The sequence below is a fragment of the Streptomyces sp. 7R007 genome, from assembly GCF_054850255.1.
Genome location: NZ_JBTWMV010000008.1, coordinates 264,521 through 287,593 on the forward strand (window position 1 = coordinate 264,521; position 23,073 = coordinate 287,593).

The 23,073-nt window shown below is 73.9% G+C and carries 22 protein-coding genes and 1 pseudogene; 12 read left to right on the forward strand and 11 right to left on the reverse strand.

Annotated elements, in window-relative coordinates; genetic code table 11:
- Window positions 1–295: 295 nt before the first annotated feature.
- The 5 genes and pseudogenes from rfaE2 to ACYF6T_RS13940 all read left to right on the forward strand — a co-directional run.
- A pseudogene (gene rfaE2, locus ACYF6T_RS13920) lies at window positions 296–742 on the forward strand (D-glycero-beta-D-manno-heptose 1-phosphate adenylyltransferase); the annotation flags it as partial.
- Complete coding sequence (locus ACYF6T_RS13925) at window positions 739–972, forward strand: hypothetical protein (protein WP_461696332.1); 234 nt, start codon at window positions 739–741, stop codon at window positions 970–972. The pseudogene rfaE2 and the gene ACYF6T_RS13925, both read left to right, overlap by 4 nt.
- Before the next feature lie 229 nt (window positions 973–1,201).
- A complete protein-coding gene (locus ACYF6T_RS13930) occupies window positions 1,202–2,170 on the forward strand; it encodes a glycosyltransferase family 9 protein (RefSeq protein ID WP_461696333.1) in 969 nt (322 codons plus the stop codon).
- Between the two features lie 85 nt (window positions 2,171–2,255).
- Window positions 2,256–3,122: a glycosyltransferase family 2 protein gene (locus tag ACYF6T_RS13935; RefSeq protein ID WP_461696334.1), complete on the forward strand. Its 867-nt coding sequence runs from the start codon at window positions 2,256–2,258 to the stop codon at window positions 3,120–3,122.
- A complete protein-coding gene (locus ACYF6T_RS13940; RefSeq protein WP_461696335.1) occupies window positions 3,119–4,015 on the forward strand; it encodes a glycosyltransferase family 2 protein in 897 nt (298 codons plus the stop codon). Before ACYF6T_RS13935 ends, ACYF6T_RS13940 begins: the two co-directional genes overlap by 4 nt.
- Window positions 4,016–4,020: 5 nt before the next feature.
- Here ACYF6T_RS13940 and ACYF6T_RS13945 read toward each other — a convergent pair whose 3' ends face one another.
- From ACYF6T_RS13945 to ACYF6T_RS13960, 4 genes are all read right to left on the reverse strand, one after another.
- Complete coding sequence (locus ACYF6T_RS13945; protein WP_461696336.1) at window positions 4,021–4,218, reverse strand: hypothetical protein; 198 nt, start codon at window positions 4,216–4,218, stop codon at window positions 4,021–4,023.
- Window positions 4,219–4,269: 51 nt separating this feature from the next.
- On the reverse strand, window positions 4,270–4,578 hold the full coding sequence (locus ACYF6T_RS13950) for a DUF3040 domain-containing protein (protein ID WP_461696338.1): 309 nt from the start codon (window positions 4,576–4,578) through the stop codon (window positions 4,270–4,272).
- A 72-nt stretch (window positions 4,579–4,650) separates the two neighbouring features.
- Window positions 4,651–5,601: a polysaccharide pyruvyl transferase family protein gene (locus tag ACYF6T_RS13955; protein ID WP_461696339.1), complete on the reverse strand. Its 951-nt coding sequence runs from the start codon at window positions 5,599–5,601 to the stop codon at window positions 4,651–4,653.
- A gap of 58 nt (window positions 5,602–5,659) precedes the next feature.
- Window positions 5,660–6,130 carry an Lrp/AsnC family transcriptional regulator gene (locus ACYF6T_RS13960; RefSeq protein WP_461696341.1) on the reverse strand — a complete coding sequence of 157 codons (471 nt, stop codon included), beginning with the start codon at window positions 6,128–6,130 and terminating at the stop codon, window positions 5,660–5,662.
- A 79-nt stretch (window positions 6,131–6,209) separates the two neighbouring features.
- On the opposite strand from ACYF6T_RS13960, the gene ACYF6T_RS13965 reads away from it, so the two are divergent.
- Entirely contained in the window at window positions 6,210–7,259 is a 1,050-nt protein-coding gene (locus ACYF6T_RS13965) for a Glu/Leu/Phe/Val dehydrogenase dimerization domain-containing protein (RefSeq protein WP_461696343.1), read from the forward strand.
- Here the strand turns inward: ACYF6T_RS13965 and ACYF6T_RS13970 are convergent.
- On the reverse strand, window positions 7,237–8,400 hold the full coding sequence (locus ACYF6T_RS13970; RefSeq protein WP_461696344.1) for a magnesium and cobalt transport protein CorA: 1,164 nt from the start codon (window positions 8,398–8,400) through the stop codon (window positions 7,237–7,239). The genes ACYF6T_RS13965 and ACYF6T_RS13970 overlap by 23 nt on opposite strands.
- Window positions 8,401–8,543: 143 nt before the next feature.
- Here ACYF6T_RS13970 and ACYF6T_RS13975 point away from each other — a divergent pair, with 143 nt between their 5' ends.
- Window positions 8,544–9,650 (forward strand): winged helix DNA-binding domain-containing protein, encoded by a 1,107-nt coding sequence (locus tag ACYF6T_RS13975; RefSeq protein ID WP_461696345.1) that lies wholly within the window; start codon window positions 8,544–8,546, stop codon window positions 9,648–9,650.
- Between the two features lie 3 nt (window positions 9,651–9,653).
- On the opposite strand, the gene ACYF6T_RS13980 is transcribed toward ACYF6T_RS13975, so the two are convergent.
- Window positions 9,654–10,301: a LysE family translocator gene (locus tag ACYF6T_RS13980; RefSeq protein ID WP_461696367.1), complete on the reverse strand. Its 648-nt coding sequence runs from the start codon at window positions 10,299–10,301 to the stop codon at window positions 9,654–9,656.
- Between the two features lie 65 nt (window positions 10,302–10,366).
- Here ACYF6T_RS13980 and ACYF6T_RS13985 point away from each other — a divergent pair, with 65 nt between their 5' ends.
- Window positions 10,367–11,230 carry a LysR family transcriptional regulator gene (locus ACYF6T_RS13985; protein WP_461696347.1) on the forward strand — a complete coding sequence of 288 codons (864 nt, stop codon included), beginning with the start codon at window positions 10,367–10,369 and terminating at the stop codon, window positions 11,228–11,230.
- A gap of 93 nt (window positions 11,231–11,323) precedes the next feature.
- Window positions 11,324–11,506 carry a 4-oxalocrotonate tautomerase DmpI gene (gene dmpI / locus ACYF6T_RS13990; protein WP_265565712.1) on the forward strand — a complete coding sequence of 61 codons (183 nt, stop codon included), beginning with the start codon at window positions 11,324–11,326 and terminating at the stop codon, window positions 11,504–11,506.
- 94 nt (window positions 11,507–11,600) lie between these two features.
- Here the strand turns inward: dmpI and ACYF6T_RS13995 are convergent, their stop codons facing one another.
- The 3 genes from ACYF6T_RS13995 to ACYF6T_RS14005 all read right to left on the reverse strand — a co-directional run bounded on the left by ACYF6T_RS13995 (window position 11,601) and on the right by ACYF6T_RS14005 (window position 16,383).
- The gene (locus tag ACYF6T_RS13995) at window positions 11,601–12,392 is read right to left on the reverse strand and encodes a S1 family peptidase (protein ID WP_461696348.1); all 792 of its coding nucleotides are present in this window, start codon (window positions 12,390–12,392) and stop codon (window positions 11,601–11,603) included.
- 206 nt (window positions 12,393–12,598) lie between these two features.
- Window positions 12,599–15,415: a helix-turn-helix transcriptional regulator gene (locus ACYF6T_RS14000; RefSeq protein ID WP_461696349.1), complete on the reverse strand. Its 2,817-nt coding sequence runs from the start codon at window positions 15,413–15,415 to the stop codon at window positions 12,599–12,601.
- A gap of 146 nt (window positions 15,416–15,561) precedes the next feature.
- Window positions 15,562–16,383 carry a helix-turn-helix transcriptional regulator gene (locus ACYF6T_RS14005; RefSeq protein WP_461696350.1) on the reverse strand — a complete coding sequence of 274 codons (822 nt, stop codon included), beginning with the start codon at window positions 16,381–16,383 and terminating at the stop codon, window positions 15,562–15,564.
- A 116-nt stretch (window positions 16,384–16,499) separates the two neighbouring features.
- Here ACYF6T_RS14005 and ACYF6T_RS14010 point away from each other — a divergent pair, with 116 nt between their 5' ends.
- Together ACYF6T_RS14010 and ACYF6T_RS14015 are read left to right on the forward strand one after the other, a co-directional pair.
- Window positions 16,500–18,173 (forward strand): AMP-binding protein, encoded by a 1,674-nt coding sequence (locus ACYF6T_RS14010; RefSeq protein ID WP_461696351.1) that lies wholly within the window; start codon window positions 16,500–16,502, stop codon window positions 18,171–18,173.
- Entirely contained in the window at window positions 18,170–19,756 is a 1,587-nt protein-coding gene (locus ACYF6T_RS14015) for an AMP-binding protein (RefSeq protein WP_461696352.1), read from the forward strand. Before ACYF6T_RS14010 ends, ACYF6T_RS14015 begins: the two co-directional genes overlap by 4 nt.
- Window positions 19,757–19,790: 34 nt before the next feature.
- On the opposite strand, the gene ACYF6T_RS14020 is transcribed toward ACYF6T_RS14015, so the two are convergent.
- A complete protein-coding gene (locus ACYF6T_RS14020) occupies window positions 19,791–20,477 on the reverse strand; it encodes a hypothetical protein (RefSeq protein WP_461696353.1) in 687 nt (228 codons plus the stop codon).
- Window positions 20,478–20,733: 256 nt separating this feature from the next.
- Between ACYF6T_RS14020 and gcl the strand changes: the two genes are divergently transcribed.
- Window positions 20,734–22,518 carry a glyoxylate carboligase gene (gene gcl, locus ACYF6T_RS14025; protein WP_461696355.1) on the forward strand — a complete coding sequence of 595 codons (1,785 nt, stop codon included), beginning with the start codon at window positions 20,734–20,736 and terminating at the stop codon, window positions 22,516–22,518.
- 211 nt (window positions 22,519–22,729) lie between these two features.
- Here gcl and ACYF6T_RS14030 read toward each other — a convergent pair whose 3' ends face one another.
- Window positions 22,730–22,972 (reverse strand): hypothetical protein, encoded by a 243-nt coding sequence (locus tag ACYF6T_RS14030; protein ID WP_461696356.1) that lies wholly within the window; start codon window positions 22,970–22,972, stop codon window positions 22,730–22,732.
- Window positions 22,973–23,073 lie beyond the last annotated feature (101 nt).

Consider the following 23,073-nt stretch of genomic DNA (forward strand, 5'->3'; position numbering starts at 1 on the left):
GGAGGCCGGCTCGGCTCGCGGCGGGGCTGCGGCTCGCGCGGGGGATGGGCAGGTTGAGCGGGGTTCGGCAGCGCGTGGGCGGTCGGATGCGGGCTCGACTCGTGAGGGGGCCGCGGCCGGTCAGAGCGGCGTACCGGACGGCGGGGACGCCGAGCGTGGATGGTTCGCGCCCGGGGGAGCCCGCGGGCGGGCCCGTGCCGGAGAGGCGCACGCCGGTGCCGACGGTGCGCACGAAGGGGCGGCCGGCGGTGACGTCCGTGGGCTGCCCGGTGCCGATCCCGCCGCTGCCGGTGAGCCCTTCGCGCTCGCTGCCCGGATCCGCGCCGCGCGCGGCACCGTGGTCGCCGCCGGGGGCTGCTTCGACCTCCTGCACGCCGGACACGTCGGACTCCTCCAGGCCGCGCGGCGGCTCGGGGACTGCCTGATCGTGTGCGTGAACTCCGACGCGTCGGTGCGGCGCCGCAAGGGCCCCGGCCGCCCCGTGAGCCCGCTCGCCGACCGGATCCGGGTCCTGCGTGCCCTCGGCTGTGTCGACGCCGTCGCCGTGTTCGACGAGGACACCCCCGAGCGCCTCCTCGCCGACCTGCGCCCCGACGTCTGGGTCAAGGGCGGCGACTACACCGGCGCCGACCTCCCCGAGGCCGCGCTGCTGGAGGAGTGGGGCGGCCAGGCGGTGCTGCTGCCCTACCTGGACGGCCGCTCCTCGACGGCCCTGATGGCCCGCGCGGCGGGTGCGGCATGAGCCCGGCGACGCTGTGGCACGTGCTGGTGGGACCCGGCCTCGACGCCACCGACATCCCGCCACCTGGCCGGCTGCTGTCCCTGCGCGGCCTCCTGCGCCACTGCCTCGACGACGGCACCGGCGTCCCGGCGTGCGGCCACCTCACGCCCCCGTCGGCCCCCCGCCGCACGGTCGCCCGCCCCTGCCGCACCGCTCCCCACCTCCCGACCCCCATCCCAGGTGCCCCATGACCTTACCCCCGCCCCGCCTCTCGGCCGACGTCCCGGCGTGCGGCCACCTCGCGGCTTCGACGGCATCGCGCCGCTCCGGCGGGTGTCTGTCGGCCTTCCACTCCGGATGCCTCATGACGTCACCCCCGGCCCGCCTCCTGGCCGGTGTCCCGGCGTGCGGCCGCCTCGCGTTCCCGACGGCGTCCCGCCGCTTCGGCGGGTGTCTTCCGACCCCCATCCCAGGTGCCCCATGACGTCACCCCCGCCCCGCCTCCTCGTCCTGCGTGCGCTCGGGCTTGGTGATCTTCTCGCCGGAGTGCCGGCCCTGCGCGCGCTGCGCCGCGGCTTTCCCGGGCACGAACTCGTGCTGGCCGCCCCCGCCGAGCTCGCGCCGGTCGTCGCGGTCACCGGCGCCGTCGACCGGCTGCTGCCCGCCTCCGCGCCGGGGCGCGCCGTGCCGCGTGCCCTCGACTGGGCCGGGCCGCCGCCGGACGTCGCCGTGGACCTGCACGGCAACGGCCCGCCCAGCCACCGGCTCCTGCTGCGCCTGCGCCCCAAGCGCCTGCTCGCCTTCGCGCACCCGGACACCCCCGAGATCGAGGGCCCCGCCTGGTACGCCGACGAGCACGAACGGGAGCGCTGGTGCCGCCTGTTGCGTTCCTACGGCATCCCCGCCGACGCCGGCGACCTGCGCCTTCCGCGCCCCGACCCGCCCTCGCCCGCACCCGGCGCCGTCGTCGTGCACCCCGGCGCCGGCGCGCCCTCCCGGTGCTGGCCCGTGGAGCGGTACGCGGCCGTCGCCCGGACCCTGCGCGAGGAGGGCCACCGGGTCGTCGTGACCGGGGGAGCGGGCGAGGACGGCCTGGTGGCGCGCCTGGCGGAACTGGCCGGCCTGCCGCCCACCGACGTCTTCGCCGGCGCCCCGCCCTTCGCGCGGCTCTCCGCCCTCGTGGCCGAGGCCCGCGCCGTGATCAGCGGCGACACCGGCATCGCCCACCTCGCCGTCGCCCACGCCACCCCCTCCGTCACCCTCTTCGGCCCGGTGCCCCCGAGCCGCTGGGGCCCGCCCCCGGACCCCCGCCACCAGGCCCTGTGGCACCCGGCCCCCGACGGCGACCCCCACGGCACCACACCCGACCCGGCCCTGCTCCGCATCACCCCCGACGAGGTCCGCCACGCCCTCGCCGCCCTCCCCGTCCCCGAACTCACCCATGACTGACCTGCCCGGCGCCTCCCTCCGCCCCCCGCACGCCCACACCCCCGAGCCCCCCTTGGCCACCCTTCGGAGGACCCCAGACCCACCCATGACTGACAGCCCCGTCGGCATCGTCATCGCCACCCGCAACCGTTGCGACAGCCTCGCCGTCACCCTCAGCCGGCTGCTCGCCCTCCCCGAACGCCCGCCCGTCCTGGTCGTCGACAACGCCTCCACCGACGGCACCCGCGCCATGCTCGCCCGCCGCTTCCCCGAGGTCGGCGTGCTCGCGCTGCCGGTCAACCGGGGCGCCCTCGCCCGCACCGACGGCGTCCGCGCCCTCGGCACCCCCTACGTGGCCTTCAGCGACGACGACTCCTGGTGGGCGCCCGGCGCGCTGAGCCGGGCGAGCGGTCTCTTCGACGCGCACCCGCGCCTCGGCCTGCTCGCCGCCCGCACCCTGGTCGGCCCCGAGGCCGCCCCCGACCCGCTCGACGACGTCCTCGCCGACTCCCCGCTCGGCCCGGCCGCCGACCTGCCCGGCACCCAGGTCCTCGGCTTCCTCGCCTGCGCCGCGGTCGCCCGCCGCGAGGCCTACCTCGACGCGGGCGGCTACCACCGCCTGCTCTTCTTCGGCGGCGAGGAGACCCTCCTCGCCTACGACCTCGCCGCCCGCGGCTGGGGCGTCACGCACTGCCCGGACGTGGTCGCCCACCACCACCCGGCCCCCGCCCCCCGCACCCACCGCACCGCCGTCGTGCGCCGCAACGAACTGCTCACCGCCTGGCTGCGCCGCCCCCTGCCCTACGCCCTCGCCCGTACCCGCGACCTGGCCGCCGCCGCCCGGCACGACGGCACCGCCCGCCGCGCCCTGCGCGAGGCGCTGCCGCGGCTGCCGTCCGCGCTGCGCTGGCGCCGGCCGCTGCCCCCGCACGTGGAGCGCGCCGCCCGCACCCTCGACGAGGTGAACGCATGACCGACCCGCGCACCAGCGTCGTCGTCATCACCCGCAACCGCCGCCCCGAACTCCTGCGCACCCTCGACCGGTTGGCGGAGCTGCCGGAACGCCCCACGGTGTTCGTCACCGACAACGGCTGCACCGACGGCACCGCCCCGGCCGTCGCCCGCCACCACCCCCGGGTGCGGCTGCTGCGGCCCGGCCGCAACCTCGGCGCCGTCGGCCGCAACCTGGCGGTGCGTCAGGTCCGTACGCCCTACGTCGCCTTCTGCGACGACGACTCCTGGTGGGCGCCCGGCGCCCTGTCCGGCGCCGCCGACCTGCTCGACCGGCACCCGGCGCTCGCCTCCGTCACCGCCCGCATCGTCGTCGAACCGCACGGCACGGAGGACCCGATCGTCGAGGAACTGCGCAACTCGCCCGTGCCCGGCCCTGGTTGGCTGCCCGGTCCGGCGCTCGGCTCGTTCCTGGCCGCGGCGACCGTGCTGCGCACCGACGCCTTCCGGGCGGCGGGCGGCTTCCACCCGCGGCTGTGGCTGGGCGGCGAGGAGGAACTGCTCGCGACCGACCTGGCGGCCGACGGCTGGTGGCTGACCTACGCGGACCATCTGACGGTCCATCACCAGCCGTCCACAGTGCGGGACTCGACGCTGCGGCGGCGGCACGGCATCCGCAACACACTGTGGTTCACCTGGCTGCGCCGGCCGACCGCGCCCGCGCTGCGCCGCACCCTGCATCTGGCCCGCACGGTCCCCCGGGACGCCGTCTCCCTGCACGCCTTCGCCGAGGCGGCGGTCGCGCTGCCGTGGGTGCTGCGCGAGCGCCGGGTCGTGCCGCCGCACGTGGAGAGGCGACTGCGGACGCTCGAAGACGCGCAGCGCCGTTCGACCGCCCGCAGTTACACGGGCTGACCCGGTCAGTCGTTGTCCGGGCGTTCGCCCTTCGGGCCCCGGCCGCGCTCGGTGCGCGGCCCCCGGCTGCGGAACTCCGGTTCCCGCCGCAGGGTCTCGTTGGCCGCCTCGTTGGCGTCCTGGTCGGAGATCCCCGACCGTTCGGCCTCCTTGCGCAGCCGGGCCCGCCGGGTGTCGTACTTCTTGCTTCCGGGTTCGGGCACGACGATCACCTCCAGGCGACCGGGTCCCCGCCGCCCGCGCGGACCAAACGCTCAGCTCTCCGTCCACCGGCACAGCAGCCGGAACACGGTGAACAGCGTCACCGGCCACACCGCGGCGAAGGCCCAGATGACCGCCGGGTCGGAGGTGACGATCCCGGCCGTCATGAGGGCGACGGAGACCGCGAGCCACAGCAGGGCGGTCCACAGGCGCGGCCGGTAGGCGGCCAGGCGGGCGGGATCGGGGCGGCGGCGCGGCCGTCGCGCGCGCATCCGGCGGGCGAGGCGGCGGTCTCGGCTGAGCACCCGTTCCAGCTCGTCGAGAATGCGTTGTTCGTGATCGGGCAGTCGGCCGGTCGACACGGTCCCTCCCCTGCGCGGCGCGTACGGATGGTGCTGTCCGTACGGATCCCGTGTGCCCGGACAGCCGCCGAACTAACGGGCCGGATGCTGCTGCAGAGCCGTGAGGAGAGCGTCGGCGCCGTCCGGCGTGGCGCCCTCGGCGAACGCGTCGCGGGTCTGCCGGGCGGTCATCCGGCCGGTGCCCAGGCACCACTCCCACCACCGCTCCAGCTCCTCGGGGCCGACCCGCTCGGCGCCGACCAGGGCCGGCCAGCCGCAGGCCCGGGCCTGCGCCGTGACCTTCGCGCCGCCCTCGACGGGGTCGACGGCGAGCACCGGCGTCCCGGCCCGCAGCGCGAGCACCAGCCCGTGCAGCCGGTCGGTGACGACGAGGTCCAGCCGGGCCAGCACGGACTGCAGTTGCGCGGGCGTCGCGCACAGCCGCCAGTCGTGCGTGTCGAGCCTGGTCTCCAGCTCCAGCGGAGCGCAGTCCCGCCCGGCGAGCCAGCGGGTCACCTCGTCGGCGACGAGCCCGTGCCGCCGTTTGCCGCCGTACTCCTGCTGCCCGTGGGTGAGGATCACGCCCACCACGGGCCGCTCGGGCAGCGCGGGGGCGCGGGCCGAGAGGTCCTGCGCCGGCGGTGTGCCGGGGGCGTCCCGGGCCAGCACCAGGTCGAAGCCGGTGACGGCCGGGCTGCCGGGCTCGACGACCGAGGTGCCCACGGCGATCCGCGCGCAGTGCGCGAACCGCCGGTGCAGTTCCTCGACCTGCGGCCCGTGCAGCGGACCGCACACGAAGACCAGGTGGGTGTAGTCCTCGGGCCGGACGGTGTCCAGATGCGGGCCCAGCGGCCGGAAGACCGGGCTCCACGCCACGTCGTAGGCGATCTCCGCCCGCCCGAGCACCTCCTCGACCCGGCGCAGCGCCAGCACGTCCCCGGCGGTGGTCTCGCCGTCCTGGAAACTGAACCAGCCGGTCAGCAGGATCCGCAGCGGTGCATGCATAGTGCCGCCCGAGTGCCCGGTGACACCGGGGGCAATCATGTACGGAGGGTTGCCGGCACGTCCGGTGCGCGGCCGTGCGGTCTCCCGGCCGGCGCTGCTACGACGGGGAGTTCGGCGGGAGCGGGTCCAGCACCCGGTTGGTCAGGTGCTGGTAGATGATCATCGTGCGGAAGCTGACGATCTCCCGCCGGTCGGCGAACCGGTCGAGCAGGAAGGCGTGCAGATGCTCGATGTCCTGCACCGCGACATGGACCAGGAAGTCGTCGCTGCCCGCCATCGTGTACACCGACAGCACCTCGGGCAGCCGGGAGACCGACTGCTCGAAGTCCGCCACCACCTGCCGGCCCAGCGGCCTCACCTGCGCGGCCACCATCGCCTGCACCCCGCGGCCCAGCGCGGGCAGCGACACCTGCGCGTGGTAGCCGCGGATCACCCCGCGCCGCCTGAGCAACCGGATCCGCTCCAGACAGGTCGACGGCGCGATGCCGACCTTCTGCGCGATGGTCCGGTTCGGCTGCCGCGCGTCCTCCTGCAGTTGCCGCAGGATCGCCGTATCAAGTTCGTCCACACCCACCGTCCCTCGTCCTCGCCCGAATTTCGTTCGGGCCCGCGTCCGCGGCCCTGAACATCCGCCTAGCCTCCCCGCCATGAAGCACACACTGGAGCACGAAGAGGTGACGGTCCGCCGCGGTCCTCGTTCGGGACTGCCCCTGATCGTCGCGGTGCACTCCCGCGCGCTCGGCCCCGCGGTCGGCGGCTGCCGCCTGCGCCGGTACGGCAGTTGGCGCGACGGCCTCGCGGACGCGCTCGGGCTGTCGGAGGCGATGACCTACAAGTGTGCCGTGTCCGGGCTGGACTTCGGCGGCGGCAAGAGCGTGATCGCGCTCGACGAACACACCGACCTCACGCCCGAGTTGCGGGCGGCGGCGCTGACCGACATGGGCGAGCTCATCGCCTCCTTCGACGGCTCCTACCGCACCGGCCCGGACGTCGGCACCAGCGAGCAGGACATGCTCGTCCTGCGCCGCGGCTGCCCGTACGTCTACTGCCTGCCCGAGGAGCACGGCGGCACCGGCGACTCCGGCGCCCCCACCGCCACCGGCGTGCTCGCCGCCCTGCGCGCCGGCGCCGAGCACGTCTTCGGCACCGCGGGCCTGGCCGGCCGCACCGTCCTGGTCAGCGGCTACGGCTCCGTCGGCAGCCGGGTCGCCGTCGGGCTCGCGGCGGACGGCGCCCGCGTCCGCGTGAGCGACGTGGACGCCACGAAACGGCCGGTGGCCCAGGCGGCCGGCTTCGAGTGGGCCGACCCCGGGGCGACGGCGGCGGACGTCCTGGTGCCGGCCGCCGTCGGAGGCGTACTGAACCCCGAGACGGTGCCCCGCCTCGACGTGCGCCTCATCGCCGGCCCCGCCAACAACCAGCTCACCGACGACCACCTGGCCGACGTCCTCGCCGAGCGGGGCGTCACCTGGATCCCCGACTTCGTCGCGAGCGCGGGCGGCGTCCTCTACACCCTCGGCCGCGAGGCCGGCGGCCTCACCCACGACGACGCCGTACGGAGCCTCGCGGACATCGGCACCACCGTACGGCGCCTGCTGCGGGCGGCCCGTGCCCGCGGCACCACGCCCCTGCGCGAGGCCCGCGCCCTCGCGACGAGCCGGCTGACCTCGGCGGTCAGAGCCAGTCGCGCCGTTTGAAGATCACGTACAGGCCGGCACAGACCGCCCCCATCAGGCCGATCGCGAAGGGGTAGCCGAAGCTCCAGCCCAGCTCCGGCATGTGGCGGAAGTTCATGCCGTAGATCGTCCCGACGAGCGTCGGAGCGAACAGGATCGCCGCCCAGGAGGAGATCCTCTTGATCTCCTCGTTCTGCTCGAACCCGGCTTCCGCCAGCGCCCGCATCTCCGTGTTCTGCTGCTGGGTGACCAGCGTGGCGTTCACCGTGAGGATCTCCGTCAGGGCCTGGCGGAAGCCGTCGACGCGCTCGCTGATGTGGGTGACGTGGTCGGCGACGTCCCGCAGGTAGCGCTGGAGCTCCTCGTCGGTCTCGTACTTGGAGAAACCGGCGATCAGGCCGTGCAGCATGCCCACCAGGGGGCGGGTGGCGCGCTGGAACTCGACCATCTCGCGGGAGAGTTCGTAGATACGGCGGGAGACCTCCGGGTCGCCGCGGAAGACCTCCGTCTCGATCTCGTCGATGTCGTTCTGGACACCGGAGACCACCGGCGCGTAGCCGTCGACGACCGCGTCGAGGATGGCGTACAACACGGCCTCCGGGCCGAGTTTGAGCAGTTCCGGCGAGGCCTCCACGCGGTGGCGGACCGCGGACAGGTCGGGGGCCGCGCCATGGCGGACCGTGATCACGAAGTCGGGGCCGACGAAGACGTGCAGTTCGCCGAAGTCGACCTCCTCCGGCGCGTCCAGGTAGCGCGCGGCCCGCAGGACGACGAAGAGCGTGTCGCCGTAGCGCTCCAGCTTCGGCCGCTGGTGCGCCTCCATCGCGTCCTCGACGGCCAGCGGGTGCAGGTCGAACTCGGCGGCCAGCGAGAGCAGTTCGCCGTCGGTGGGGCGGGCGAGCCCGATCCAGGCCATGCCGGAGGGCTGCTCGCGCAGCTCGCGGAAGGTCTCGGCGAGCGTGGCGGGGGAGGAGATGCGCACGCCGTCGCGGTACAGGGCGGCCTGGACGACGCTGGCCACGTCCGCGGCGTCCGGGGGCGCGGGGTCGGCGGGGGGCGGGGGCGCGGTGCCGCTCGCGGGCGGCTGCGCGGGAGTCAACGCGCGACGCCAGACGGACCTCTTCGGTTTCCTGGCGGCGGGACGGGCGCGTCGCTGGGCCATGCGGCTGCCTCCCGGGTCGAACCTGCGGCTGCGTGATCCCGGGCAGGATATCCGGGGCACACCACGCCGGGGTGGGCCGGGAGTCCCGGATTCGGTGAGAGCCGCGGACAGCAGGTGTCCGCAAGCCGCACTAGCGTGCAGACATGACGAAGACGACGACCCCGGCGGCCCCCGTGCTCGGCACCCGCGCCCTGAGCCGTGCGACCCTCGCCCGGCAACTGCTGCTGCGCCGCGCTCCGATGCCCGCCAAGGACGCCGTCGAGCACCTCGTCGGACTCCAGGCGCAGAACGTCAGACCGCCGTACGTCGCGCTCGCCGCCCGCCTCGACGGCTTCGCCCCGCAGCACCTCTCCGCGCTCATGGCCGAGCGCGAGGTCGTCCGGATCGTCACCCTGCGCTCCACCCTGCACACCCACACCGCCGCCGACGCGCTCACCCTGCGCCCCCTGGTCCAGCCCGCCCGGGAACGCGAACTGGCCGGCTTCCGCAAGAGACTCGCGGGCGTCGACCTCGACCGGCTCGCCGCCCTCGCCCGCGACCTCGTGGAGGCCGAGCCGCGCACCATGAAGCAGCTGCGCGAGGCCCTCCTCGCCGAGTGGCCGGACGCCGACCCCCAGGCCCTCGCCCTCGCCGCCCGCTGCCGGCTCCCGCTGGTCCAGGTCACCCCCCGCGGCCTGTGGGACCGCAGCGGCCAGGTCGCCCTCACCACCGCCGAACACTGGCTCGGCCGCCCCGCGCAACAGGCCCCCAGCGCGGACTCCGCGGTCCTGCGCTACCTCGCCGCCTTCGGCCCCGCCTCCGTCAGGGACATGCAGACCTGGGCCGGACTGACCCGTCTGCGCGACGTCTTCGAGCGCCTGCGCCCCCGCCTGCTCACCTTCCGCGACGAGTCCGGCGTCGAGCTCTTCGACCTGCCCGACGCCCCGCGCCCCGACCCGGACACCCCGGCCCCGCCCCGTTTCCTGCCCGAGTTCGACAACCTGCTCCTCTCCCACGCGGACCGCACGCGCGTGGTGCCGCCCGCGTACTGGGGCCGCAGCTGGGCCGGGAACCAGGCGTACCGCACGTTCCTCGTCGACGGCTTCCTCGCGGGTGTGTGGAAGCCGGAGCAGGACGCCCTCGTCATCGAACCCTTCGGCAGCCTGACCAGGGCCCAGCGCGCGGACCTCACGGCGGAGGCGGAGCGCATGCTCGGCACGCTGTATCCGGGGAGCCCGTACGACATCCGCTTCGGGACCGTCGTCGGGTGATGCTCAGTCCGCCCGCCCCGTCACCGCCACCGTCAGCCCCAGCCCGATCATCGCGAAGCCGCCCGCGCCGCCGATCATCGACAGACGGCGGTCGGACCGGGCGAACCAGGTGCGGGCGGCCGAGGCGGTCAGGCCCCACAGGGTGTCGGTGACCAGGCCGATGGAGATGGGGATCAGGCCGAGCAGCAGCATCTGGAGCGGGACGTGCCCCGCCGTGTGGTCCACGAACTGGGGCAGGACGGCGGCGAAGAAGACCACGCCCTTCGGGTTGGTCGCCCCGACCAGCGCCCCGTCGAGCACCGTCCGCAGATCGCCCCGCGCGGGTCCGGCGGGCCGCGTGCGGATCGCGGCGGCCTTCAGCTCCTTGCGGTGCCGGAACGCCTGGACGCCCAGGTACACCAGGTACGCGGCACCCGCCAGCTTCACCGTCAGATAGATCGTCACCGACCGCTCCACCAGCGAGCCGATCCCGACCGCCACCGCCGCCACCAGCAGATAGGAGCCGACGACGTTGCCGACCGCGGTGGCCACGGCGGTCCGGCGGCCGTGGGCGAGCGCCCGCCCGATGACGAACAGGACGCTGGGTCCCGGGATCACGATCACCAGCAGCGACATCGCGGCGAACGCGAGGAACCGGTCGGTGGACACCATGCGGATCACCCCCATCCGCCGCTCATTGAAACAAGCCCGGCGCCCTCGCCTCTAGAGTCGGGGCCATGGAACTGCGGCAGCTCGCCTACTTCGTGACGGTCGCCGAGGAACTGCACTTCGGGCGGGCGGCAGAACAGCTGCACATCGTGCAGTCGGCGGTGAGCATGCAGATACAGCGCCTGGAACGGGAACTGGGCGCCGAGCTGTTCGACCGCACGCCCCGCCGTGTCCGGCTCACCGCGGCGGGGGAGCGGCTGCTGCCCGAGGCGCGGGCGGTGCTGGCGGCGGCCGACCGGGCGCGGGCCGCCGTGGCGCCGCCGCCGGGGCTCAGGATCGGCACCAGCACCGGGCTCGGCGCCCACCTGGACCGGGTCCTCGCCGCGTTCGCGCGCCGCGCCCCCGGCGTCCCCGTCGAGCTGTTCTCCCTCCCGGCCGCCGAACGCCTCGCCCGGGTCGCGGACGGCAAGCTGGACGCCGCGTTCGTCCGGGGCGCCGAACCGGTGCCGGGCCTGCGGGTGCTGCCGCTGTGGAGCGACCCCCTGGTGGCCGCCCTGCCGGCCACGCACCCCCTCGCCGCCCGCCCCGACATCGGGATCGAGGAGCTGGCCGGCCTCCCGCTCAGCCTCACCGAGCGGCGCACCAACCCCGCCCTCGTCGACCTGGTCGTCGGCGCCTGCCACCGGGCCGGCTTCGAACCGCCGCCCGGACCGGTGAGCGGCTCCCTCCAGGACACCCTCGCCACCATCGGCACCCGGCCCCTGTGGACGGTCGTCTACGCCGCCCACGCGCGCGTGCTGCGCACCCCGAGGGTGGCCTTCGTGCCGTTCCGCGCGCCGGGCCTGGCCCTGTCGACGGGGCTCGCGGTGTCCGCCGCCGAGCCCCCGCACCTGGACACCCTGCTGCTGGCCTGCGCCGATCGCGAGGACTGATCGCTGCGGTCGCGGTCTGCTTCTTGGTCGCGCCCGCCGCAGGCGATGGACTGGGGGCACCGGAAGGACACCGCCACGCAAGGGAGTTCAGCCATGCCGATCGTCACCATCCAGCAGGGTCCGCGCGACGTCGAGCTCAAGCGGGACCTCGTCAAGCGCGTCACCGACGCCTTCGTCGACGCGTACCGGATCCCGGCCGAGACCGTGCAGGTGTGGATCCACGAGGTGCCGGCGGACAGCTGGGGCGCCGCCGGGAAGCTCACCGCGGACAAGTAGGGCGGGCATGGTCAGGAGGCGTTGCGGGCTGCTCGTGGTAGCCCGCAACGCCCCCTGGTCTCTCACCTGAGGGATGCTCAGGAGACCTTCCGGGTCACGAGTCGACCTGCGCGGTCACCAGGCTGGAGAAGGTGGTCAGCCGGGTGTAGACACCCGGGTAACCGGCCTCCGCGCAGCCCTCGCCCCAAGAAGTGATCCCTGCCAGGACGCCCCCGATGAGCAGGGGACCGCCGCTGTCGCCCTGGCAGGTGTCTACGCCGCCGGAGGAGTATCCGGCGCACACCATGTCGGTCTGGACGAAGTCCGAACCGTAGGAGCTCCTGCAGCTGGAGTCGGACACGACGGGGACGGTCGCGGTCCGCAGCTGGTTGGAGGAGCTGCCGTTCTCCGAGGTGGTGCCCCAGCCGAGGATGCGCGCGGTGGTGCCGGCCGCGTACACGCCCGTGTCCGAGGAGGAGACGTACGACGCCGTGGTGTACGGCATCGACGTCGACAGGGTCAGCACGGCCACGTCGTCGCCGTTGGTGGCGTCCGTGTAGTCCGGGTTGATCCAGATTTTGCTGACCCTGCTCACCGTGCCGTTGGTGCCGTTCAGGTAGGTGCGCCCGCCGACGACCCGGACGCTGCCGGTGGTCTCGCCGACCATGCAGTGCGCGGCCGTGACCACCTTGGTGGCCGAGACGAGGGTGCCGCCGCAGAACTGGTTCTGCGAGGCGTCCGTGATCTGCATCATGAACGGGTACGCGGTCGTCGTGGTCGTCGTGCCGCCGACGATCGGCTGCGGCGCGGCGACGGCGCTCGGGGCGCCGAGCAGCGCGGTGGCGGCTGCTGCGGCGGTCGCCGCGACGACTGCGGCGGATCTCTTGGCGCGGTTGAGCCCGAACATGAGTCTCCTCAGTGGGGGTTGCCGGTGGGGGTTCGCGCGGGTGCGTGGGGGGTTGCACGGGGGTCGCGGGACCGACCCCCGTATGCCCGGGCGAGCGGCACGCCCTTACGCTAGAACCCGCGGCGGCCGCCTCCCAATGAGGGAACCCCCTAGGGGAGTTGGGCAGGGAAAACCCTCGGTCGACCCTTAGTAAAACGGGACGAACGTCACTTTGTGCGACGCCCCGCCGCCAGTCGGACGATATCCACCCGAGAGCGGATGCCCAGTTTGCGGTAGACCCTGGTCAGGGTGGCCTCGACCGTCTTCACGCTGATGAACAGGCGGGCGGCGATCTCCCGGTTGGTCGCGCCCTCCATGACGAGCGCGGCGACCTGACGCTCCATCGCGGCGAGCCCCTCCAGGCCCTCGGACGCGGCGGAGGGGGCGATCGGTTCCACCGCCGGCCGGGGCGTCGTCACGGCCGCCGCCTCCACCTGCCGCAGCCACGGCAGCGCACGGCAGCGCCGGAACAGCCGGGCGGCCTCGTCGTACGACGTCGGGCCGGGGCGCCGGGTGCGCAGGGACGCCAGCGCGAACGCGGCGCGCGCCTCCTCCAGGCCGTACCCCAGCTTGGCGAGCCGGTCCTGAACCGACGTCAGCTGGGCGAGCGCGGCCTCGTGGTCGCCGCGCGCGGCCCGGACGAGCGCCTCCGCCCGGTCCAGTACGGCGAGCACGCTCTCCCGGCCGAGCCGGAGCGCCTGCCGGCGCGCCACGTCCAGGAGTTCGCGCGCCTCCTCGGTCTCGCCGATCCGCACCAGGGCCTCGGCGAGGTCGCCGTGCCAGCGGCCGCGGGCGGGGTCGGTGATGCCGAGGCCGTTCTCCAGCTCCCGCACCCGGCGCAGCGACTGCACGGCGCCCTCGAAGTCCCCGGCGACCAGCTGGGCGTGGCCGACGGCGGTCAGGCCCCGGGAGACGTACATCTGGTCGCCGGCCTGCTCGGCCTGCTCCAGCGCCTCCCGGCCCAGCGCCAGCGCCCGCTCCACGTCTCCGCCGGAGGCCTCGGCGAGGGAGTTGAGCACGGCGGAGGGGATCTCGCCGATGCCGGAGTCGCGGGCCAGCCGCATGCTCTCGCGGGCCAGGTCCAGGGCGCGTCCGCAGTGCCCGGAGCGCAGTTCGGTGTCGGCGAGCAGGCGCACGAAGTGCACCTCGCTCTCGACCATGCCGCGCCGCCGCACCTCGCGCAGCAGGGCGCTGACGGTGGAACGGGCCTCGGGCAGCTGGTCGCTCGTGATCAGCCAGCGGTAGCGGGCGGCGCCGGCCCCGTTGTGGTGGCAGGCCACCTCCGGCAGCTGGGGTTCCTTCAGGGCGCGCTTGATGGTCGCCGGTCCGTCCGGATGGCCCATCAGGATCTCGGTCTGCGCCTGGAAGGACAGCGCGAGCAGTTCGGTGCGCCGGTCGCCCGCCCGGGCCGCGAGGTCCGCCGCGTGCGCGGCCTCCTCCCGGCCCTTGGCGAAGTCGCCCTCCACCACCAGTCCGCGCCAGGCCAGCTGGTAGTGGACCAGGGCGAGCAGCCGGGGGTCGTCGCCGGCGTCGGCCAGCACCTGCGGGTAGACGGTGTCGACCTCGCCGAGGGCCTGCCCCACCGACTCGATGACCACCATCCACGCCCGCACCCGCTCGGCGGGATCGGTGGCCCGGGTCAGCACCTCGCGGGCGATGTCCCGGGCGAGGTCCACCTCGCCGGCGGTGATCGCGTCCTCGGCGGCCTGCAGCCGGCGCTCGTCCGGGTCGGGTGCGCCGTCGCCCGGGGTGTGCCGGGCGGCGAGCAGGCCGAGCGAGGCGGCGGCCGAGGGCGCCCCGCGGTCCCGGGCCAGGGCGGCGGCCTCGGCGAGGGCGGCCGCCACCTCCGGGTCGGTGCCGGTGGCGGCCAGGGCGAGGTGCCGGGCCCGCTCGATGGGGTCGGAGGCGGCCGTGGACAGCGCGGCGTGCGCGGCCCGCCGCTCGTGCGCGGGTGCCTCCGCGTACAGGGCGGCCGAGATCAGCGGGTGCGCGAAGCGTACGGCGGGGGCCTCGGGTTCCGTCGCCAGCAGCCCGAGTGCGGCGGCCTGCGCGGTCTCGGCCTCGGCGTTCTCCCGGCCGGCGGCGTGCAGCAGGGCGAGGGTGGGGCGGGCGCCGGCGCTGGCCACGAGGAGGGTGCGGCGGGCCTCGTCGGACAGCATCTCCAGCCGGTTCAGGACCAGGGCGCGCAGCGAGGTGGGCACCGGCAGGGACTCGCCGGGCCGGACGGGAGTGGGGCTCTCGGCGAGCGCGCGGCCGAGCTCCAGGGCGAAGAGGGGGTTGCCGCCGCTGGTGCGGTGGATGTCGCGGACGGTGGAGCGGGGCAGGCCGGTGTAGCCGCGGTGGTCGAGCAGGGCGGAGACCTGGGCGCGGGAGAGGGGGCCGAGGCGGACGGCGAGGGTGTCGGGCGGCGACGCGCGTAGGTGACGGTCGTACTCCTGGCCCTCGGTGCGCACCGCGCACAGCAGCTGCACCGGGATGTCGCCGAGGCGGCGGGCGGCGAAGCCGAGCAGTTCGGCGCTGGCGGAGTCCAGCCACTGCAGGTCGTCGGCGACGACGAGGACGGGGCCCTCGGCGGCGAGGGCGCGCAGCACCGACAGCACCGCCAGGCGCAGGGCGAGGCCGTCCTGCTGGAGGGTGGACTCGCCGCGGCCGGTGAGCGCCGACTCCAGGGCGGTGCGCTGGGCCGCGGGCAGCTTCTCGGACACCTCGCCCGCCACCAGACCGAGGAGGTCGGCCAGGGCCAGGAACGGCAGATGGGATTCGGACTCGGTCGCCGAGCAGCGCAACACGGTGCGCGCGGACGCCGCGTATTCCGCGGCCAATGCCCGCAGCGCGGTCGACTTTCCTATTCCGGCGGGGCCGTGGAGCAGCACACTGCCGCCCCGGGCGAGCTGCTCACGCGCCGCGCCGAACAGCTCCTCCCGTCCGATGACCTGGTCGGGGCGGCATCTGGCAGGCTCCTTGAAGTCGCGTCGCACGGTCACCGCTCCCCTCCGTGTGTCGTGTCCGGACCAAATTCTAGGCAACGTCTCTTTGAATTTCGGACGGGAGCCGGTGGTGAGGGATATAACAACCGTGCGGCATGAGGAAATTCAGCACGCGAGTGAGTGAATAACCGACGGGACCGGGCCTACGGCAGCAGTCCCGAGCGGCGTGCCACCGCCACCGCCTCCCCCCGGGTGTGCGCGCCCAGCTTGCGCATGGCCGAGCGGAGGTAGCTCTTGACCGTCTCCGGGCGCAGGCCCAGGCGGTCGGCGGCGACGGCGTTGGTCGCGCCGGATGCCAGACATGCCAGCACGTCCAGTTCGCGGGGGGCCAGGCTCACCGCGGCCTGGCGGGGGACCGGGGTGAGCAGGGCGGTGGCGGCCAGCAGCTCCGCGCGCAGGGCCGGGTCGGCGATGCGGGGCGCCAGGGAGCGCAGGGCCGCGTGGGCTTCCCGCACCTGTTCCCACGCGGCGCCCGCGGCGGGCTGCGCGGTCGCCGCCGTCATCAGCTCCCGCGCCTCCTCGCGCACCACCAGCGCCTGTTCCACGTCCCGCGCCGCCGCCACCGCCGCGCCGAGCGTGCGGTCGCCGAGCGGCTGGGCCGTGCGCAGGGCGCCGTAGAGCACGCCGCGCACCCGGCGCCGTACGACGACCGGGACCGCGAGCACCGAGCGCAGCCCCTCGGCGGCGACCGGGATGTCGTACTCGTGGGTGATCTGCCGCGAGGAGGAGTAGTCCGTCACCGCGCACGGCCGGGCGAGCGCGAGGACCTTGCCGCCGAGGCCGTTGCCGCTGGTCACCGCGAGGGAGCTGAGCGCGGGCGTGAGGTTGCCGTCCAGTTCGCTGATGCGGATGCGCTGCCGCCCGGCCTCCATCAGGCCGCCGAAGGCGACCGGGATGCCGGTCTGGCGCCGCAGCCGTACCAGCGCGTTGCGTATCTCCACGGCCCCGGCCGTGTCTGCTGCCACCTGCTCGCTCCATTTCTGCAGCGCACACCCCCGTTCGGGGGTAGTGAGACCTGCGTCACGGATTACACGATGGCAGAGAGCCGCCCGGCAATGGTCCGGTACGAAGGAGGACGCATATGACGACGGCGACGGAGCTCTTCCGCAGCGCGCGGGACTTCCTGCTGGAGCACCGCGAGGACTACGCGAAGGCGTACGAGGGTTTCCGCTGGCCCCGGCCCGAGCGCTTCAACTGGGCGCTCGACTGGTTCGACGTCATCGCCGCCGGCAACGACCGCACCGCCCTGCACATCGTCGAGGAGGACGGCGGCGAGGTCCGCGTCTCCTTCGCCGAGATGTCCGGCCGCTCCGACCGCGTGGCGAACTGGCTGCGCGAACGGGGCGTCCAGCCCGAGGACCGCATCCTCGTGATGCTCGGCAACCAGGTCGAGCTGTGGGAGACGGCCCTGGCCGCGATGAAGCTGCGGGCGGTCGTCATCCCCGCCACCCCGCTGCTCGGCCCCGCCGACCTGCGCGACCGGGTCGAGCGCGGCCGGGTGGCGCACGTGATCGTGCGCGCCGAGGACACCGCCAAGTTCGCGGAGGTGCCCGGCGGCTACACCCGCATCAGCGTCGGCGGCCTGCCCGAGGAGGGCTGGGAGCCGTACGAGGACGCCTACGCGGCCCCCGCGGAGTTCCTCCCGGACGGGCCCACCCTGGCCGACGACCCGCTGATGCTGTACTTCACCTCCGGCACCACCGCCCGCCCCAAGCTGGTCGAGCACACCCACACCTCGTACCCGATCGGGCACCTGGCCACCATGTACTGGATCGGCCTGAAACCGGGCGACGTGCACCTGAACATCTCCTCGCCGGGCTGGGCCAAGCACGCCTGGTCGAACCTGTTCGCGCCGTGGAACGCGGAGGCGACCGTCTTCATCCACAACTACACGCGCTTCGACCCGGCCCGGCTGATGGCCGAGATGGACCGGGCCGGGGTGTCCACCTTCTGCGCCCCGCCGACCGTGTGGCGCATGCTCATCCAGGCCGACCTGACCCAGCTGCGCACCCGGCCGCGCGAGGTCGTCGCCGCCGGTGAGCCGCTGAACCCCGAGGTCATCGAGCAGGTGCGACGGGCGTGGGGGGTGACCATCCGGGACGGCTTCGGGCAGACCGAGACCGCCGTGCAGGTCGCCAACAGCCCCGGCCAGCCCCTGAAGACCGGCTCCATGGGCCGCCCCAGCCCCGGCTACCGGGTGGAGCTGCTCGACCCGGTCACCGGTGCGCCCGGTGCCACCGAGGGCGAGATCTGCCTCGACCTGTCCGCCCGTCCGGTCGGCCTGATGACCGGCTACCACGGCGACCCGGACCGTACGGCGGAGGCGATGGCCGGCGGCTACTACCGCACCGGCGACATCGGCTCCCGCGACGCGGACGGCTACATCACCTACGTCGGCCGCGCCGACGACGTCTTCAAGGCCTCCGACTACAAGATCTCCCCGTTCGAGCTGGAGAGCGCCCTGCTGGAGCACGAGGCGGTGGCCGAGGCGGCCGTCGTGCCCGCCCCGGACGAGCTGCGCCTGGCCGTGCCCAAGGCGTACGTCGTCCTCGCCGAGGGCTGGCAGCCCGGACCGGACACCGCCAAGGTGATCTTCGAGCACTCCCGTGAGGTGCTCGCCCCCTACAAGCGCATCCGGCGCCTGGAGTTCGCGCCGCTGCCCAAGACCGTCTCGGGCAAGATCCGCCGCATCGAGCTGCGCGAGGCGACGGCCCAGGGCTCGGACGCCGAGTACCGCGAGGAGGACTTCCGGTGAGTTCCTACGCCCACGGCACCAGCGCCACTCCGTTGCTGGGCGACACCATCGGCGCCAACCTCGACCGGGCGGTGGCGGCCTGGCCCGACCGGGAGGCGCTCGTCGACGTGCCCTCCGGGCGGCGCTGGACCTACGCCGAGTTCGCCGCGGACGTCGACCGGCTGGCGTACGCGCTGATCGCGAGCGGCGTCGCCAAGGGCGACCGGGTGGGCATCTGGGCGGTCAACTGCCCCGAGTGGGTGCTCGTGCAGTACGCCACCGCCCGCATCGGCGCGATCATGGTGAACATCAACCCGGCCTACCGCACGCACGAGGTCGAGTACGTCCTGAAGCAGGCCGGGATCTCCGTGCTGTTCGCGTCGCTGCGCCACAAGGCGAGCGACTACCGGGCGATGGTCGAGCAAGTGCGGGGCCGCTGCCCGGAGTTGAGGGAGACCGTCTACATCGGCGACCCGGGCTGGGACGCACTGGTGGCGCGCGGGACCCCGGTGCCGTTCCCGGAGCTGTCCTGCGACGACCCGATCAACATCCAGTACACGTCCGGCACGACGGGCTTCCCCAAGGGGGCGACCCTCTCCCACCACAACATCCTCAACAACGGGTACTTCGTGGGGGAGTTGATCGCCTACAGCGAGCAGGACCGGGTGTGCGTCCCGGTGCCGTTCTACCACTGCTTCGGCATGGTGATGGGCAACCTCGCGGCCACCTCGCACGGCGCCTGCATGGTCATCCCCGCCCCCTCCTTCGACCCGGCGGCGACCCTGCGCGCGGTCGAGCGGGAGCGGTGCACCTCCCTGTACGGCGTCCCCACCATGTTCATCGCCGAGTTGAACCTCCCCGACTTCGCCTCCTACGACCTCTCCTCCCTGCGCACCGGGATCATGGCGGGCTCGCCGTGCCCGGTGGAGGTGATGAAGCGGGTGGTCGCCGAGATGAACATGGCCGAGGTGTCCATCTGCTACGGCATGACGGAGACCTCGCCCGTCTCCACGCAGACCCGGCGCGACGACGACCTGGAACACCGCACCGGCACCGTCGGCCGCGTCATGCCGCACGTCGAGGTCAAGGTCGTCGACCCGGCCACCGGAATCACCCAACCCCGGGGCACCGCAGGCGAGTTGTGCACCCGCGGCTACAGCGTGATGCTCGGCTACTGGGACGAGCCCGCGAAGACCGCCGAGGCCATCGACGCCGGCCGCTGGATGCACACCGGCGACCTCGCCGTGATGCGCGAGGACGGCTACGTCGAGATCGTCGGCCGCATCAAGGACATGATCATCCGCGGTGGGGAGAACGTCTACCCGCGCGAGATCGAGGAGTTCCTCTACGCCCACCCGAAGGTCGCGGACGTCCAGGTGGTCGGGGTGCCGCACGAGACGTACGGCGAGGAGGTCCTCGCCTGCGTCATCCCCCGCGACCCGGCCGACCCGCCGACTCTGGAGGAGGTGCGCGCCTTCTGCGCCGGCCGCCTCGCCCACTACAAGGTGCCGAGCCGGCTGCGCGTCCTGGAGTCCTTCCCGATGACGGTGTCGGGCAAGGTACGCAAGATCGAACTGCGGGAGCAGGCGGCTCGGGAGTCGTGACCGCCCTCTCCGCCGCCGGGGGCCGCCTGATCGCTCAGGTGGCCCCCGTCGCGTTCAGTTCGTCCGCGACGTCGTTGACCGGCTGCGGGGTGCCCGTGAGGTCGAGGACGAACAAGGGGACGCGCAGGCCGTCGGCGCGGGTGCGGGCGTCGGCGGCGTAGCCGGCCAGCGAGAAGTAGACGCAGTCCGACGACTCCGTCATGGCCGTCAGCCACAGGCACTCCACGTCCCGCAGCGAGGCCGGGCGCACGGTCGGGTCGACCTGGGCGAGCAGGCCACGGGCGGCGAGCCCGATGCCGGACGGCGGCCGCTGGTCGGCCCGGCGGATGTCCTGGTAGCCCAGCCAGCGCAGATACAGGGCGGCCGCCGTGACCGCGTCCCGGGCGGTACGGATCGTCACCGGCTGGAAGGCGCGGCGCGCCGCCCGCTCCGCGGTGACCGGCCGTGCCACGCCGGCCGCCGTCCGCGCCACCGGCACGCGCAGCACCGTCCCGCACGGGCAGCCCAGCTCCGGCCGGGGCCACTGGTCGCGGCGCCCGCACGACGGGCAGCAGACGCTGACCCACTCCTCGTCCCAGACCCGGTGCGTGACGGCCGTCGGCGTGCCGCGCGGATCCAGCGGCGGGGTGACCGGCGCGCCGCAGACGCAGGGGTACGACGGCGCGGTGTAGCGGTGCTCGCGCCGGCAGGCCGGGCAGCGCACCGGCACGCTCTCGGACATGGCCGGCCTCCAGGGCGTCACGTCGGGACGGCGGGTCCCATCGTCCTCCAGCGGGCCCGTCCCTGTCCGTGTCTTGGTCCGTGTCTTGACTGCCTTCGCCCACGCTCCTAGATTGATTCCAGATAGCAGAAACTTAATTTCGCAATGCGGAAATCATTGCGGAGAGTGTGCGGAAAGCACGCTCACGACAGTCACGGAAGAGCTCACCGCGGGGCGCGACGGGAGTGCGAATCCGACGGCCGAGGCAGGAGTACTCATGGCTCGAATGACCGCTGCCCGCGCGGCAGTTGAGATCCTCAAGCGCGAGGGGGTCAGCGACGCGTTCGGTGTGCCGGGCGCGGCGATCAACCCCTTCTACGCGGCCCTCAAGGCGTCCGGCGGCATCCACCACACCCTCGCCCGCCACGTCGAGGGCGCCTCCCACATGGCCGAGGGCTACACCCGGACCCGCCCCGGCAACATCGGCGTCTGCATCGGCACCTCCGGCCCCGCGGGCACCGACATGATCACCGGGCTGTACTCGGCCATCGGCGACTCCGTGCCGATCCTGTGCATCACCGGCCAGGCGCCGACCTCCGTGATCCACAAGGAGGACTTCCAGGCCGTCGACATCGCCTCCATCGCGCGGCCGGTGACCAAGATGGCGGTCACCGTCCTGGAGGCCGCGCAGGTCCCCGGCGTCTTCCAGCAGGCCTTCCACCTGATGCGCTCCGGCCGCCCGGGCCCGGTCCTGATCGACCTGCCGATCGACGTGCAGCTCACGGAGATCGAGTTCGACCCGGAGACGTACGAACCCCTCCCGGTCTACAAGCCGGCCGCGACCCGCGCGCAGACCGAGAAGGCGATCGGGCTGCTCAACGCCTCCGAGCGCCCGCTGATCGTCGCCGGCGGCGGGGTGATCAATGCCGACGCGTGCGAACTGCTGGTGGAATTCGCCGAGTTGACCGGCACTCCGGTCGTCCCGACCCTCATGGGCTGGGGCGTGCTGCCCGACGACCACGAGCTGCACGCCGGCATGGTCGGCCTGCAGACCTCGCACCGCTACGGCAACGCCACCTTCCTGCGGTCCGACTTCGTGCTCGGCATCGGCAACCGCTGGGCCAACCGCCACACCGGCAGACTGGACGTCTACACGGCCGGCCGCACGTTCGTCCACGTCGACGTCGAGCCCACCCAGATCGGCAGGATCTTCGCCCCGGACTACGGCATCGCCTCCGACGCGAAGGCCGCCCTGGAGCTCTTCGTCGAGGTGGCACGGGAGTTGAAGGCCGAGGGGAGGCTGCCCGACCGCTCGGCGTGGGCGGCCTCGGCGCAGGAGCGGAAGGCGACCCTCCAGCGCCGTACGCACTTCGACGACATCCCCATCAAGCCGCAGCGCGTCTACGAGGAGATGAACAAGGCCTTCGGCCCGGAGGCCCGCTACGTGTCGACGATCGGCCTCTCGCAGATCGCCGGCGCCCAGATGCTGCACGTCTTCAGGCCCCGGCACTGGATCAACTGCGGCCAGGCCGGCCCCCTCGGCTGGACCGTCCCGGCCGCGCTGGGCGTGGCCAAGGCCGACCCCGGCTCGCCCGTCGTCGCCCTGTCCGGCGACTACGACTTCCAGTTCATGATCGAGGAGTTGGCGGTCGGCGCGCAGCACAAGATCCCGTACGTGCACGTCCTGGTCAACAACTCCTACCTGGGCCTGATCCGCCAGGCACAGCGGGCGTTCGACATGGACTTCCAGGTCACCCTGGAGTTCGAGAACGTCAACTCGCCCGAACTGGGCGTCTACGGCGTCGACCACGTCAAGGTCGCCGAGGGCCTCGGCTGCAAGGCGATCCGCGTGACCGACCCGGCGGAACTGGGCGCGGCCTTCGAGCAGGCCGGGAAGCTCGCGCAGGAGTACCAGGTCCCGGTGGTCGTCGAGGCCATCCTGGAGCGCGTCACCAACATCTCCATGTCGACCACCAACGACATCGGCGACGTCGTGGAGTTCGAGGAGATCGCGACGGAACCCGGCCACGCGCCGACGTCCCTGAAGCCCTTGAAGGTCTGAGAGCCCCGCGTACGCCGAAAGGCGGCCCGTTCCCCCTGGACGGGCCGCCTTTCGCCGTGCCGTACGGGGGCCCGCCGCCCCCGTGCCGGCGGGCCCCGTGTGTGTCGAGAATGTGCCCGCGGCAGGGGGCGGTTGAAGCCTCTTGAACGGGATTCAGAGGTTGATTTGAGGATTGCGTAGACGTCCTACGTCCCCAGGTGTACGCGCGTAGTCACGACCCCTCGTGGTGTTCCGACAGCCCCGGCCAGTCCTCCGGACCGCCGCCCTGCCACTCGATGAGCTCGCTCCCCTCGACGTCGGTGACGTACAGGTCGGCCAGCCGCAGGATCTCGCCGACGTCGTCGACGTGCGTGGCGATCCCCAGCGTGCGCTCGCCCTCCGTGACCCGCCGGGAGCCGTCCAGGGCCGGCGGGTGCACCACGACATGCGGATGCTCGGTCGGATGTGCAGTCATGCCTTCAGAGTCCTGCGCGGAGGGCGGAAGCGCACGCGGAAACACCGGCGCGGGGGGGGGGGGGGCCCCCCCCCCCCCCCCCCCCCCCCCGGGGGGGGGCG